At 64.3% G+C, this 13,387-nt stretch carries 12 protein-coding genes; 5 read left to right on the top strand and 7 right to left on the bottom strand.

From position 1 onward, the window contains the following. Nucleotides 1-15: 15 nt before the first annotated feature. Nucleotides 16-852 (bottom strand): universal stress protein, encoded by an 837-nt coding sequence (locus tag NLM27_RS22170; protein ID WP_254145340.1) that lies wholly within the window; start codon nucleotides 850-852, stop codon nucleotides 16-18. Nucleotides 853-1,063: 211 nt separating this feature from the next. Between NLM27_RS22170 and NLM27_RS22165 the strand changes: the two genes are divergently transcribed. Both NLM27_RS22165 and NLM27_RS22160 read left to right on the top strand, forming a co-directional pair. Then, a complete protein-coding gene (locus tag NLM27_RS22165; protein ID WP_254145339.1) occupies nucleotides 1,064-2,599 on the top strand; it encodes a Do family serine endopeptidase in 1,536 nt (511 codons plus the stop codon). Between the two features lie 274 nt (nucleotides 2,600-2,873). Beyond that, a complete protein-coding gene (locus tag NLM27_RS22160) occupies nucleotides 2,874-3,236 on the top strand; it encodes a hypothetical protein (protein WP_254145338.1) in 363 nt (120 codons plus the stop codon). 6 nt (nucleotides 3,237-3,242) lie between these two features. On the opposite strand, the gene NLM27_RS22155 is transcribed toward NLM27_RS22160, so the two are convergent. Together NLM27_RS22155 and NLM27_RS22150 are read right to left on the bottom strand one after the other, a co-directional pair. Then, on the bottom strand, nucleotides 3,243-3,527 hold the full coding sequence (locus tag NLM27_RS22155; RefSeq protein ID WP_254145337.1) for a DUF6496 domain-containing protein: 285 nt from the start codon (nucleotides 3,525-3,527) through the stop codon (nucleotides 3,243-3,245). Between the two features lie 190 nt (nucleotides 3,528-3,717). Then, nucleotides 3,718-3,912 carry a DUF3072 domain-containing protein gene (locus tag NLM27_RS22150; RefSeq protein ID WP_254145336.1) on the bottom strand — a complete coding sequence of 65 codons (195 nt, stop codon included), beginning with the start codon at nucleotides 3,910-3,912 and terminating at the stop codon, nucleotides 3,718-3,720. Nucleotides 3,913-4,028: 116 nt separating this feature from the next. Between NLM27_RS22150 and NLM27_RS22145 the strand changes: the two genes are divergently transcribed. Further along, the gene (locus NLM27_RS22145; protein ID WP_254145335.1) at nucleotides 4,029-4,250 is read left to right on the top strand and encodes a hypothetical protein; all 222 of its coding nucleotides are present in this window, start codon (nucleotides 4,029-4,031) and stop codon (nucleotides 4,248-4,250) included. A gap of 14 nt (nucleotides 4,251-4,264) precedes the next feature. Then, a complete protein-coding gene (locus NLM27_RS22140; protein WP_254145334.1) occupies nucleotides 4,265-4,447 on the top strand; it encodes a hypothetical protein in 183 nt (60 codons plus the stop codon). 179 nt (nucleotides 4,448-4,626) lie between these two features. On the opposite strand, the gene NLM27_RS22135 is transcribed toward NLM27_RS22140, so the two are convergent. Both NLM27_RS22135 and NLM27_RS22130 read right to left on the bottom strand, forming a co-directional pair. Further along, nucleotides 4,627-4,860 (bottom strand): hypothetical protein, encoded by a 234-nt coding sequence (locus tag NLM27_RS22135; RefSeq protein ID WP_254145333.1) that lies wholly within the window; start codon nucleotides 4,858-4,860, stop codon nucleotides 4,627-4,629. Between the two features lie 84 nt (nucleotides 4,861-4,944). Then, nucleotides 4,945-5,202 carry a hypothetical protein gene (locus NLM27_RS22130; protein WP_254145332.1) on the bottom strand — a complete coding sequence of 86 codons (258 nt, stop codon included), beginning with the start codon at nucleotides 5,200-5,202 and terminating at the stop codon, nucleotides 4,945-4,947. Nucleotides 5,203-5,258: 56 nt separating this feature from the next. Between NLM27_RS22130 and NLM27_RS22125 the strand changes: the two genes are divergently transcribed. Beyond that, the gene (locus NLM27_RS22125) at nucleotides 5,259-5,564 is read left to right on the top strand and encodes a hypothetical protein (RefSeq protein WP_254145331.1); all 306 of its coding nucleotides are present in this window, start codon (nucleotides 5,259-5,261) and stop codon (nucleotides 5,562-5,564) included. On the opposite strand, the gene NLM27_RS22120 is transcribed toward NLM27_RS22125, so the two are convergent. Together NLM27_RS22120 and NLM27_RS22115 are read right to left on the bottom strand one after the other, a co-directional pair. Then, nucleotides 5,561-7,051 carry an HWE histidine kinase domain-containing protein gene (locus tag NLM27_RS22120; RefSeq protein WP_254145330.1) on the bottom strand — a complete coding sequence of 497 codons (1,491 nt, stop codon included), beginning with the start codon at nucleotides 7,049-7,051 and terminating at the stop codon, nucleotides 5,561-5,563. The genes NLM27_RS22125 and NLM27_RS22120 overlap by 4 nt on opposite strands. 13 nt (nucleotides 7,052-7,064) lie before the next feature. Further along, nucleotides 7,065-13,361 carry a HAMP domain-containing protein gene (locus NLM27_RS22115; protein ID WP_254145329.1) on the bottom strand — a complete coding sequence of 2,099 codons (6,297 nt, stop codon included), beginning with the start codon at nucleotides 13,359-13,361 and terminating at the stop codon, nucleotides 7,065-7,067. Between the last annotated feature and the right edge of the window lie 26 nt (nucleotides 13,362-13,387).

Raw genomic sequence — 13,387 nt, 5'->3', positions numbered from 1 at the left:
CGCCGATCATCTCGCTCAATGCGACATCAGCGTCGGAACCGTCATGGCGTCCAGCATGGAGCGGGTGACGCCGCCGAGAAAACGCTCCTGCAATCGGGAATGGCCGTAGCCGCCCATCACCAGAAGATCGAGGCGCTCATCGGCCGTCAGCGACAGGATGGTGGGCTGGATGTCGGCGCGTGCGGCCGACAGGCCGACTGCGCGGGTCGAGAGCCCGCGCCGGCCGAGATGTCTGGCCAGATTGGTCGCTGAGGCTTCGCCGCACGCGGAATCGGCTTCGTTGATCGTGATGATCACGATCTCCCTGGCGCGGGCCAGGAACGGGGCTGCGTCGCGCATCGCGCGGGCAGCGAGGCGGCTGCCGTCCCAGCAGATGCCGATCCGGTTCGCCTTGAATGCCCCGCTGAAGGTATAGGGCAGGAACAGCACCGGGCCGCCCGCCTGGAACAGGATTTCGCCGGGCACGTCGTTGTCGAACGAGCTTACGGCCGGATCGGGTTGGAGCACGATGCTGAGGTCGTGCAGCCGCGCCATCTCGCCGAGCGTTCCGGCTGCATCCACGGGGATCCCGCCGAGCGGGTGGCAGGTGTGGGAGATGCCCGCGTTCACCGCTTCGCTTCTGAATACGGCGAGTGCAGCCTCGGCCCGCTCCATTGCGCGCTCACGCTCCAGCTCGAACACGGCTGCCACGGCGGCGCCGCCCTCCATGACGTAGGCGGCACTGGTTGCGACATAGCCGACCGCGACCGCGTCGAGATGGGCGTTGAGGTGCGCCGCGAGCGAAACGGAGCCGTCGATTGCGGAGCGCATCGGCCGTTCGGTCGGAATGTGGACGAGAATATCTTTGTACATGGCGCCTCTCCGATGAACATCATCCGGTGGCGCAGTTTTTCACGGCATAGGAGACCCGCGTTGAGCTGAATCAATGTGCAGCGACGAGTTTTTCGCGGCGCCCGGTCCCCAATTCTTTGCCAAGATTTAATCGCGTGGACGGGACGCCGTAAGGTGGCAACGCCCATGTTGCGTGCAAGGCGACACCCTGCTCAAACATGGACATTTCGACATGAACGATCGCGTCAATTTCGACATCCCCACCTCCCGCAAGATATTGAGGCCGCGCCGGCTGGCGTTGCTCGGCACCGTGGCCGCGCTTGGCGTGGCCGTGCTGGCGACTGCTCCTGGTTCATCGCCATTCGGCCTGACCTCCTTCGTCTCGCCGGCCCATGCCGCCGAGACGGCCGGAACCCCGCCGGGCTTCGGCGATCTCGTGGCCAGGGTGAAACCCGCCGTCATCTCGGTGCGGGTCAAAATCGACCAGGACAACGACAAGAGCGCGATGCTGCAACAGAACCGGATGGATTCGGACGAGGGCTCGCCGTTCGACCAGTTTTCGCGGCAGTTCGGCTTCCGCTTCCCGGGTGGCATGAACGGCATGCCGCGTCAGCGCCATCAGATAATCACGGGCGAAGGCTCGGGCTTCTTCATCTCCGCCGACGGCTATGCCGTGACCAACAACCACGTCGTCGACCACGCCGAATCCGTGCAAGTCACCATGGACGACGGGACGACCTACACCGCGAAGGTGGTCGGCACCGATCCGAAGACCGATCTCGCGCTGATCAAGGTTGATGGCAAGAGGGATTTTCCCTTCGTCAAGTTCGCCGAGCAGAAGCCGCGGATCGGCGACTGGGTGGTCGCGGTCGGCAATCCTTTCGGCCTCGGCGGCACCGTGACTGCCGGCATCGTCTCGGCCAGCGGCCGCGATATCGGCAATGGTCCCTATGACGACTTCATCCAGATCGATGCGCCGATCAACAAGGGCAATTCCGGCGGTCCGGCTTTCGACATGAACGGCAATGTGATCGGCGTGAACACCGCGATCTTCTCGCCGTCCGGCGGCTCGGTCGGCATCGGCTTCGATATTCCGGCCTCGACGGCCAAGCTCGTCGTCGCGCAGTTGAAGGACAAGGGCGCGGTCACCCGCGGCTGGCTCGGTGTGCAGGTGCAGCCGGTGACCGCTGACATCGCCGACAGCCTTGGCCTGAAGGAGGCGCGCGGCGCGATCGTCGACAATCCGCAGGACGGTAGCCCGGCGGCGAAGGCCGGCATCGAGGCTGGCGACGTCATCACCGCAGTCAACGGCACCGCAATCAAGGATTCCCGCGATCTCGCCCGTACCATCGCCACGCTGGCGCCAGGCAGCTCGGTCAAGCTCGATGTCTTCCACAAGGGCACAAGCAAGACGGTGACGCTGGCGCTTGGCGAGTTGCCGAATGAGCGGCAGGCCAAGGCTGACGAGGGCAAGGCGCAGCCGAACGCCGGCACGCCGCGCCTGGGCCTCAGCCTGGCGCCGGCTGGCGACGTTCAGGGCGCGGGTCAGAAGGGCGTCGTCGTCACCGAAGTCGATCCGCAAGGGCCGGCGGCGCAGCGCGGCATCCAGACCGGCGACGTCATCCTCAATGTCGGCGGCAAGGCTGTCAGCAATATCGGCGAGGTCCGCTCGGAGCTGGCGCAGGCCAAATCGTCCGGCAAGCGCAGCGTGTTGTTGCAGGTCAAAAGCGCGGATGCGACCCGGTTCGTCGCGGTGCCACTCGCGTAAGGCGAACCTCGATTGGTGCGAATCCAAAAAGGCGGCCCTAGGGCCGCCTTTCCTGTTTGCCTTCGAGATTCCCACAGCTCGTCGATAACATTCTCGTTAACGGCAGCGTGGGTGACGCGGTTCGTCCGAAAAAGCCGTGTTCACCGATCACAGTTCCCAGCATTATGGGCTCTGCGGCAATGTAGCCGCGGAGTCGAGTTGCAAGCGTGGAACTTCGAACCCTCCCGCCGCTTTTTGAAAACTGGCCGGTGGTTCGCATTTGATCGGTGCCGACATGGATCGATTGAAGCTCTCGCTAGTGATTGCAGTATTCGTGGTGTCGTTCGTGCTGCCGACTGAAAGCGCGCTCGGGCGCGACGACGGCCGCTATGCGAACTCGCCCCTGAAACCCTGGTTCGATAGCCTGCGCAGCAACCTCGGTCCGTGCTGCTCGGATGCGGACGGTTTTGCCGTCGCCGATCCCGATTGGGAATCGCACAACGGGCATTACCGTGTCCGGCTGGACGGGCAGTGGGTCGAGGTGCCGGATGAAGCCGTCATCACCGAACCGAACCGCGCCGGCCGCACCATGGTGTGGCCAGTGAAGACTGCGTTCGGGATTTCGATCCGCTGCTTCATGCCGGGCAGCATGATCTGACCGAGGTCAGCGCGACCGTTTGGTGGATCTGCGCGTCGACGACTTCTTTGAAGTTTTCTTCTTTGAGGTCTTCTTGGACGTCTTCCGCTTCGACGCCTTCTTCGGGACCTTCTTGCCCTTCTTGCGGGCCTTCGACAGCCCGATCGCGATGGCCTGCTTACGGCTCTTCACGCGTCCGCCGCGACCGCCACGTCCGCTCTTCGCGGTACCCTTCTTGTAGCGCCGCATCTCGCTTTCGACATCGCTCCCGGAGCTGCGTGAGTAGCGGCGCTTCTTTGCCTTGCGTGCCATGCCTAATCTCCCTTGGCCGAGAGAGAACCGTTCGACACTGGCATGGTTCCGAAAGCAGGCGTGCGAGCTCGGGGCGGGTGAGGGCAGCCTAAAGCGCGATGAGATTAGGATGAATCATCATCGCGCTTTCGGTTATTGTTTGAGCATGATCTTTTTCGGAAAACCGCTGCACACTTTTCCGGATCATGCCCTAGAACGAATTCGCCAGCTCGATCTCCGCCTCCAGCACCCCGATGCGCCGCGCAGCCTCGGCGAAGGACAGATCCCGCGCATATTGCGCCGGCTGATACGCCTCTTCGCTCAGCCGCTTCAACCTCAATCCCTGCGCCCGGGTCATCTGCTCGCTAAGAAAAACCCTGGCGTCGTATTTTGCCTGAACCTGCATGTCGTTGCTCCCGTCCTGAAATCCTGACTTGACTATATGTTCTTATTTTGTTCTAACAAGCCATGGACAACAGAATTAATGAAATTCGACGCAAGATCAGCGCCTTGAGGCTGGAAATGGCCGACGTCGAGGCATCCGTGCGCGAGCTCGTCAACGGCGATTGCGACTGCACCGAACAGGCTCTGGCCCAGATCAATCTGCGCCGGAAAATCAACCTGCTGATCGACGAATGGAAGGCGGCCGGCGGCGGCGACGTCCTGCCTGACGTTCGCGACCGGATGCGTCTTTGTTCCTTGAAGAAAGTCGACCAGCCAGCGCGTGTCTTGGCACGCCGCTGAGAACGGAGGCCGCGGTGGAGGAAGAGCCGGAGAATTACCGGATCCTGAAATTGCGTGCCGAGATTCTCGAACTGGGCTCCGCCATCCGACAATTGCGGCGCGAAGGCCTCGACGATGCTGCGGCCCAACTCCTGATCGCACGCAAGCGGGCGCAGCTCGAGCATCTCGTCAAGACAAGTTTCTCGGGCGCGCCTTAACATCCTGACATCCGGCGCAGCCAAAGCGTACGCGCACCCGACTCCTGGCACCCGACTCCTGGGAGGGATCATCGAAATCGGATGCCGACAGGTGCGTGCCATGAGTAGCGCGGCGCCGCCACATGACTGTCAATGACGAAAGCCCCGCCGCGGCGGGGCTTTCTCGGTTGCGAATGCTCTTATTTCGAGCTGCTCGGCTTGCTCATGCTGCCGGCCTGGTCGGTACCTGGGCCGACATTGCCTTGGCTGGAGGGATTAGCAGCACCGCTGGATTTCGTGTTGGCGCCTGTGGTCTGCGACGATGATGTCGAGGATCCATGTTTTGCCTTGTGCGACTTCGCCTGCACGGCGAACGGCGCGGCGGCGAGGCCGGTTGCCAGCATGACGGTGAGAGCGAGCTTGGTCGTCTTCATGCGAGGGAACTCCCTGAGTTAAATTGACGCAGGCGGCCAACTGCGGTTCGTCGCAGGAGTTCGACTCCACGCGTCACGCACGCTTCAAGATTGCTTGTTCTCTTCCAGGATGAACACGAGGCCGGTCAGCGTCGTGCCGATCGCGAAGGTCGTCACCAAGGTGAGGGCGAAGACAATGACGGCCTGGCTTCCGCCGTGACTCAGCAGGTTGGCCACGGCCGGATTGAACAGAATGAGTACGAGGCTGAAAGCGAGGCCGAGGGCTGCGCCCATCATCGCGTGTGTCATCAGCTTGATGAGGCCGGTGGGAGAGATCAGGTCCGACGACTTCTTCGTGCGCATGGACGATGTCCCGATCTGGCATGCAAACGCGCGCGACATTCTCTGGTTCCATCTGGATGAAGGAATTGTCATCGCCTGCTTCATCCGACGTTCATGCCGGGCTTGCGAAGATGAGCGGCATCAACACGGGAACATTCGATATGGGCAAGGTAGTCTTTCTGTACCGCTCGCTGGCCTATCGCAACGCGGCCGCAGACATCCTGCGCAAGGCGCGCAAGCTGCCGCGCGGCGCGGAAAGAAGCGCGGCTCGGCGCTATGCGAAGGCACTACGCGATCTCGCCCGAACGGAAGCCTGGCTCGAAGGACGAGTCCCGCGCGAGCCACGGACGGAGCAGCGCATGACGAGCGCGGCCTCCGGCTAGCCGGACGCGCGCTGCAATTCGGTCGCGTCGGCGGCATCGAATTTGCCGGGTGCGGTCGTTGCCGCCGGCTTGCGTTTCAACGGCACCTCCAGACGGCACAACAGGCCCTCGGTGCGCCAATCGAATTGCGCCCGCCCGCCGAGCTGGGACTCGACGCTCGCTAGCAGGCTCCGCGTTCCGAAGCCGCGGGCTTTCGGCGTCCTGACGAGCGGGCCGCCGGATTCCTCCCAGGTCAGCGTGAGGAGCTCGTCCTCGACCTGCCACCCGATCATGAGCCGCCCGGATCGCGTCGAAAGCGCGCCATACTTGGCCGAGTTGGTGAAAAGCTCGTGCATAGCGAGCGCCAGCGTCTGGGCGGTCGCCGGCAGCAATTGAACCTCGGGGCCCGACAACCTGATCTGGCCACCCAGCGAATAGGGTGCAAGCTCCTCGTCGATCAGCTTGGAGAGCTCGGCGCCCTGCCAGCTCGACAGCGACAGGATGGTGTGCACGCGCGCGAGCGCATTGATGCGTCCCTCGACGGCATTGACATAGGCCTTGACCTCGTCGGCACGGGTGAGGCGCACGATCGACTGCGCCAGCGCTAGCGCATTCTTGGCGCGATGATCGACTTCCCGCGCGAGCAGGTTCTGCCGCTCCTCCGCGCGCTTGCGTTCGGTGATGTCCACCGTGACGCCGCTCACCCGCACCACGCGGCTGCTATGATCCACAGTTGCGGCCGCCGTGCCGACGCACCAGCGTATCTCGCCGTCGGGCCGCACAATGCGGAACTCCGTTTCATAGGCGCGCGTGCCGCTGTTGAACTCGGCGATCGCCTTGCGCAACTGATCGACGTCATCGGGATGCAACAGCGCCTGAACGTTGGCCGGGTTGACCTCGAAGATCTCCGGGCTGACCCCGAAGATGCGATATTGCCCCTCGTCCCACATCCAGTCGCCGGTGATCCAGTCCCAATCCCAAGAGCCCATCTTGCCGGCGGCGATCGCCATGCTGCGCCGCTGCTCGCTCTCGCGCAGCTTGGCGGTGGAGCTTTCCAGCTCGGCGGTGCGCGCGCGGACGCGGTCCTCGAGCTCCTGGTTCAGCCGCTCGAGCTCCCGGGTCTTGCGATAGAGTTCGGAGAACACCTTGATCTTGGCGCGCAGCACTTCCGGCACGACGGGCACCGGAACGTAGTCGACCGCGCCCATCTCGTAGCCGCGCAACCGGTCGATGTCGCTCACCTGAATGGCCGAGATGAAGATCATCGCGGTCTTCTGGAAGCGCGGATGCTCGCGGATCATCGCGGCGAGCTCGAAGCCGTCGAGCTCGGGCATGCAGACGTCGACCAGGATTACGGCGATCTCGGTCTTGAGCAGAACCTCCAGCGCCTCGCGTCCAGACGAGGCGATCACGAGGTTCTCGCCGAGATCCTTCAATATCACCTCATAAGCGAGCAGCTTGGCGGGCTGATCGTCGACGAGCAGGATGTTGACCTTTTCGTGGTCCATTCGCAAATCCAACTCAGCGGTGCAGCCACATGCGGATCGCAAGCAGCAATTGATCGGTGTTGACGGGCTTGGCGAGGTAGTCGGACGCGCCGGCTTCCAGGCATTTCTCTCTGTCGCCCTTCATCGCCTTGGCGGTCAGCGCGATGATCGGTAGCCGCGCGAAAGCCGGATTTTCGCGGATCACGCCCATGGTCTGATAGCCATCCATCTGCGGCATCATGATGTCCATCAGGACGATGGCGATCTCCGGATTGGATTCGACCAGCGCGACAGCCTCGCTGCCGGTCGTGGCCGTCAGCACCTTCATGCCGCGCCGTTCCAGCACGCTCGACAGCGCGAAGATGTTGCGGGCGTCGTCGTCGACGAGCAGGGCCGTCTTGCCGATCAGGTCCTCGTCGGAACTGTTCAGCTTCTCCAGCATGCGCTGCTTCTCGACTGGCAGTTCCGTGATGACGCGGTGCAGGAACAGCGCGGTTTCATCGAGCAGGCGCTCCGGCGATTCCACGCCCTTGACCACGATGCTGCGCGCCATGGTGTGGAGTTCCGCATCCTCCTCCGCCGAGAGCTCGCGGCCGGTGAACACCACGACCGGGACGTTCGACAGCGCCTCGTCGTTGCGGATCTGGTCGAGCACCTCGAAGCCGCTCATGTCGGGCAGCCGCAGGTCCAGCACCACGCAATCGCAAGGCTGCTCGCGCAGCGTCGATAGCGCGCTGGCGCCGGTATCGGTCGCCACGATCTCGATGTCGTCGTGGTGCAGTAGTTCGCGGATCGAGAGTCGTTCGGCCTCGTTGTCCTCGACGATCAGGAGCCGCTTGCGCCGCGGCCGCGCATATTCCTTGATCTGCGCCAGCGCGGCGGAGACGCCTTCCGTCGTCGTCGGCTTGTTGACGAAGGAGAAGGCGCCACGCGCCAATGCGTGCTGGCGGTCCTCGTCGAGCGTGATGATCTGCACGGGAATGTGGCGGGTCAGCGGATTATGCTTGAGCTGGCTCAGCACGGTCCAGCCCAGCATGTCCGGCAGGAACACGTCGAGGGAAACCGCTCTCGGCTGGTACTGCTTGGCCAGCTCGAGCGCCTCCGCGCCGCGGGCCGCGACCAGCACCTTGAATCCCTTGTCGCGCGCCAGGTCGACCAGCACGCGCGCGTAGTGTGGGTCGTCCTCGACGATCAAAAGGATGCTATCGCCGGGCTCGAGGTTGAGCCGGTCGTCCGGAAGCTGCTCGATGACGCGCTGCTGGTCGGGCGTGGCCGGCTGGAGCGCTGGCGGCTGGTTGTATTGCTGTGGCGCAGGCGCGGGACGCGGTGCGAGCGTCGGGCCGGAATATTTCAGCGGCAGGTACAGCGTGAACGACGAGCCCTTGCCCGGCGAGCTGCGCAGGTGGATTTCGCCGCCGAGCAGGCTTGCGAGCTCGCGGCTGATCGCAAGGCCGAGGCCGGTGCCGCCGTATTTGCGGCTGGTGCCGGCATCCGCCTGCTGGAATGCCTCGAAGATCAGCTTCTGCTTCTCCAGGGGAATGCCGATGCCGGTATCGGACACTTCGAGTGCGATCACGGCCGGCGCGGTATTCAGCACCGGGTGATCCGTCCCCCAGCCGCCGACCGCACCGGCGACCGTGAGGCGCACCTCGCCTTCGGCGGTGAACTTGAAGGCGTTGGAGAGCAGGTTCTTCAAGACTTGTTGCAGCCGCTTGGAGTCGGTGACGATGCTGCGCGGGAGGTTCGGATCGATGTCGATCTTGAACGACAGGTTGCGGTTGTCCGCCTCGTGCCGGAACGGCCGTCCGACGGTCTCGAGCAGGTTCGCGGTCAGGATTTCCTCGGCATCGACCGTCACCGTGCCGGACTCGATCTTGGACAGATCGAGGATGTCGCTGATGAGATTGAGCAGGTCGGTGCCGGCGCCGTGAATGGTGCGGGCGAATTCGACCTGCTTGGCCGAGAGGTTGCCGTCCGGGTTGTCGGTGAGCTGCTGTCCCAGGATCAGGATCGAGTTCAGCGGCGTGCGCAGCTCGTGGCTCATATTGGCGAGGAATTCGGACTTGTATTTCGAGGTCAGCGCGAGCTCGGTCGCCTTTTCCTCCAGCGCGCGGCGGGCCTGTTCGATCTCTTGGTTCTTGCGCTCCACCTCGACGTTGCGCTCGGCGAGCTGCTGCGCCTTCTGTTCGAGCTGGTCGTTGGTCTGCTGCAACTCGCGCTGCTGCGTCTGGAGCTCGCCGGCAAGTTGCTGCGACTGCTTGAGCAGGCCTTCGGTCTGCATCGTCGCTTCGATCGAATTGAGCACGATGCCGATGGAATCGGTGAGCTGCTCCAGGAACGTCATCTGCGAGGTCGTGAAGGAGACGAGCGAAGCAAGCTCGATCACGGCCTTGACCTGGCCCTCGAACAGCACCGGCAGCACCACGAGGTTCTTCGGCGCGACACGGAACAGCGCCGAGTTGATCGGCACAGCGTCGGACGGAATGTCGGAGACCACACGCGGCCGCTTGTCGAAGGCGCACTGGCCGATCAGGCCGTCGCCGAACTGAAGCACGCGCTGATACGGATAGATGCCGTCGCTGGCATAGGAAGCCAGCAGCAGGAGCTGCGGATTGTCCTCGTTCTCGACCTGGTAGATCACCCCGGTATGCGCGTTCACCAGCGGCGACAATTCGGTGAGCAGCAGCCGGCCGACGGTGGTGAGGTCGCGCTGGCCCTGGAGCATGTTGGTGAATTTGGCAAGATTGGTCTTCAGCCAGTCCTGCTCGGTGTTCACATCCGTCGTGAGACGGAGATTCGTGATCATCGTGTTGATGTTGTCTTTCAGCTCGGCGAGCTCGCCGCGGGCGTCGACTTGGATCGACCGCGTCAGATCGCCCTTGGTCACGGCGGTCGCCACTTCCGCGATCGCGCGCACCTGCGAGGTGAGGTTGGCCGCGAGCAGGTTGACGTTACCGGTGAGGTCCTTCCAGGTGCCGGCGGCGCGGGGCACGTCGGCCTGACCGCCGAGGCGGCCTTCGACGCCGACCTCGCGCGCCACCGACGTCACCTGGTCGGCGAAGGTTGCGAGCGTCTCGGTCATGTTGTTGATGGTGTCGGCGAGCGCCGCGACCTCGCCCTTCGACTTCACGGTCAGGTTCTGCTTGAGGTCGCCGTTGGCGACCGCGGTCACCACCTTGACGATGCCGCGGACCTGCTCGGTGAGGTTGGCCGCCATGAAGTTGACGGTGTCGGTGAGATCCTTCCAGGTGCCGGCGACGCCAGGCACCTGGGCCTGGCCGCCGAGCTCGCCTTCGGTGCCGACCTCGCGCGCCACGCGCGTGACTTCGCCGGCAAAGGCGTTGAGCTGGTCCACCATGGTGTTGATGGTGTTCTTCAGCTCGAGGATTTCGCCCTTCACGTCGACGGTGATCTTGCGCGAGAGGTCGCCGCGCGCGACGGCGGTGGTGACTTCGGCGATGTTGCGGACCTGCGTCGTGAGGTTCGCGGCGAGCAGGTTGACGTTGTCGGTGAGGTCCTTCCAGGTGCCGCCGACGCCGGGCACGACAGCCTGACCGCCGAGCCGTCCCTCGGTGCCGACCTCGCGCGCCACGCGCGTCACTTCGGCGGCGAAGGAGCGTAGCTGCTCGACCATGGTGTTGAGCGTGTCCTTCAGGAGAAGGATTTCGCCGCGCACGTCCACCGTGATCTTCTTCGACAGATCGCCGCCGGCGATCGCAGTCGCAACCTCCGCGATGTTGCGGACCTGGGCGGTCAGGTTGGAGGCCATGAAGTTGACGTTGTCGGTGAGGTCTTTCCAGGTGCCAGCAACGCCGGGCACCTCGGCCTGACCACCGAGCTTGCCTTCGGTGCCGACCTCGCGGGCGACGCGCGTGACTTCGCCGGCGAAGCCATTGAGCTGGTCCACCATGGTGTTGATGGTGTTCTTCAGCTCGAGGATTTCGCCCTTCACGTCGACGGTGATCTTGCGGGAGAGGTCGCCGCGCGCGACGGCGGTGGTCACCTCGGCGATGTTGCGGACCTGGGCCGTGAGGTTGCCCGCCATCGAGTTCACGCTGTCGGTGAGATCCTTCCAGGTGCCGGCGACGCCGGGCACGTTGGCTTGACCACCCAGGCGTCCTTCGGTGCCGACCTCGCGCGCGACGCGCGTCACCTCGCCCGCGAAGCGGTTGAGCTGGTCGACCATCGTGTTCAGGGTGTCCTTGAGCTGAAGGATCTCGCCGCGCACGTCCACGGTGATCTTGCGGGACAGGTCGCCGCCGGCGATCGCGGTGGCGACTTCGGCGATGTTGCGCACCTGGGCGGTCAGATTGCCCGCCATCGAGTTCACGGAGTCGGTCAAATCCTTCCAGGTGCCGGCGACGCCGGGCACGCCGGCCTGGCCGCCGAGCTTGCCGTCGGTGCCGACCTCGCGCGCGACGCGCGTGACTTCGCCGGCGAAGGCGTTGAGCTGGTCGACCATGGTGTTGAGCGTTTCCTTCAGCTGAAGGATCTCGCCCGACACGTTGACCGTGATCTTCTTGGACAAATCGCCCTTCGCCACCGCGGTCGCGACTTCGGCGATGTTGCGGACCTGGCCGGTCAAGTTCGATGCCATCGAGTTGACGCTGTCGGTGAGGTCCTTCCAGGTGCCGCCGACGCCGCGCACGACGGCCTGGCCGCCGAGCTTGCCTTCGGTGCCGACCTCGCGCGCGACGCGCGTGACTTCGCCGGCGAAGGCGTTGAGCTGGTCCACCATGGTATTGATGGTGTCCTTCAGCTCGAGGATCTCGCCGCGCACGTCCACGGTGATCTTCTTCGACAGGTCGCCGCCGGCGACCGCCGTCGTTACCTCCGCGATGTTGCGGACCTGAGCCGTCAGGTTCGAGGCCATCGAGTTGACGCTCTCGGTGAGGTCCTTCCAGGTGCCGGCGACGCCGAGCACGTTGGCCTGACCGCCGAGCCGCCCGTCGGTGCCGACCTCGCGCGCCACGCGTGTCACTTCGCCGGCGAAGGCGTTGAGCTGGTCGACCATGGTGTTGAGCGTTTCCTTCAGCTGAAGGATCTCGCCGGAGACGTTGACCGTGATCTTCTTCGAGAGGTCGCCGCTCGCGATCGCGGTGGCGACGTCGGCGATGTTACGGACCTGCGCGGTCAGGTTCGACGCCATGAAGTTGACGTTGTCGGTGAGGTCTTTCCAGGTGCCGGCCACACCGGGGACCTGGGCCTGGCCGCCGAGCTTGCCTTCCGTGCCGACCTCGCGCGCCACGCGCGTCACTTCCGAAGCGAAGGAGTTGAGCTGGTCCACCATGGTGTTGATGGTGTCCTTCAGCTCGAGGATCTCGCCGCGCACGTCCACGGTGATCTTGCGGGAGAGGTCGCCGCGCGCCACGGCGGTCGTCACGTTGGCGATGTTGCGGACCTGTGCGGTCAGGTTGCCGCACATCGCGTTGACGCTATCGGTGAGGTCCTTCCAGGTGCCGGCGACGCCGGGCACGATGGCCTGGCCGCCGAGCTTGCCGTCGGTGCCGACCTCGCGCGCCACGCGCGTCACTTCGGAGGCGAAGGAGCGCAGCTGGTCCACCATCGTGTTGATGGCTTCCTTGAGCTGGAGGATCTCGCCGCGAACGTCGACGGTGATCTTCTTCGACAAGTCGCCGTTGGCGACCGCGATCGTGACCTCGGCGATGTTGCGAACCTGGTTGGTCAGGTTGTTCGCCATCGAGTTGACGCTCTCGGTCAAGTCCTTCCAGACGCCGGTCACCTCCGGCACCTGAGCCTGGCCGCCCAGCTTGCCCTCGGTGCCGACCTCGCGCGCCACGCGCGTCACCTCGGAGGTGAACACGCCGAGCTGCTTGATCATGGTGTTGACGATGTTGGCCGACTGCAGGAATTCGCCGCGCAGTGGCCGTCCGTCGACGTCGAGCTTGACGGTCTGGAGCAGGTCGCCTTGCGCCACCGCCGCGACCGCGCGCGTCACCTCGCGGGTCGGCCACAACAAGTCGTCGATCAGCGTGTTGACGGAGCCTTCCATGTCGGCCCAGGAGCCGGAGGCGAGGCCGAACTTCACGCGCTGCCGGGTCTTGCCTTCGCGTCCCACCACCTGGCCGACCAGCTCGAGCTGCTGCGCCATGCGCTGGTTGGCCGCGATGATTTCATTAAAAGTGTCAGCGATTTTTCCGTCGATGCCGAGATGGTCGCCACCCATCCGCACCGAGAAGTCGCCGCTGCGCATTGCCTGCAAAGCGAGGAGCAATTCTGCCCGGGAATCGGGGTCCGACATATCGCTGCTTTTGGGCTTTGGGACGCGACGACCGGAGCGTGATGCAGATCCGGGATCGAGGTCGCTCATACTGATTCCCCGCGCAGGCGTCGGCC

The organism is Bradyrhizobium sp. CCGB12 (genome assembly GCF_024199845.1).
In the GTDB taxonomy this organism is placed as follows: Bacteria; Pseudomonadota; Alphaproteobacteria; order Rhizobiales; family Xanthobacteraceae; genus Bradyrhizobium.
The sequence above is the reverse complement of the archived record's forward strand: the minus strand, read 5'-3'. Positions and strand labels throughout refer to the sequence as shown.

Bases quoted from the DNA above. Each gene is read 5' to 3' on its own strand.
- NLM27_RS22170 (WP_254145340.1), bottom strand. From the start codon at position 852: ATGTACAAAGATATTCTCGTCCACATTCCGACCGAACGGCCGATGCGC.
- NLM27_RS22165 (WP_254145339.1), top strand. From the start codon at position 1,064: ATGAACGATCGCGTCAATTTCGACATCCCCACCTCCCGCAAGATATTG.
- NLM27_RS22160 (WP_254145338.1), top strand. From the start codon at position 2,874: ATGGATCGATTGAAGCTCTCGCTAGTGATTGCAGTATTCGTGGTGTCG.
- NLM27_RS22155 (WP_254145337.1), bottom strand. From the start codon at position 3,527: ATGGCACGCAAGGCAAAGAAGCGCCGCTACTCACGCAGCTCCGGGAGC.
- NLM27_RS22150 (WP_254145336.1), bottom strand. From the start codon at position 3,912: ATGCAGGTTCAGGCAAAATACGACGCCAGGGTTTTTCTTAGCGAGCAG.
- NLM27_RS22145 (WP_254145335.1), top strand. From the start codon at position 4,029: ATGGCCGACGTCGAGGCATCCGTGCGCGAGCTCGTCAACGGCGATTGC.
- NLM27_RS22135 (WP_254145333.1), bottom strand. From the start codon at position 4,860: ATGAAGACGACCAAGCTCGCTCTCACCGTCATGCTGGCAACCGGCCTC.
- NLM27_RS22130 (WP_254145332.1), bottom strand. From the start codon at position 5,202: ATGCGCACGAAGAAGTCGTCGGACCTGATCTCTCCCACCGGCCTCATC.
- NLM27_RS22125 (WP_254145331.1), top strand. From the start codon at position 5,259: ATGAAGGAATTGTCATCGCCTGCTTCATCCGACGTTCATGCCGGGCTT.
- NLM27_RS22120 (WP_254145330.1), bottom strand. From the start codon at position 7,051: ATGGACCACGAAAAGGTCAACATCCTGCTCGTCGACGATCAGCCCGCC.
- NLM27_RS22115 (WP_254145329.1), bottom strand. From the start codon at position 13,361: ATGAGCGACCTCGATCCCGGATCTGCATCACGCTCCGGTCGTCGCGTC.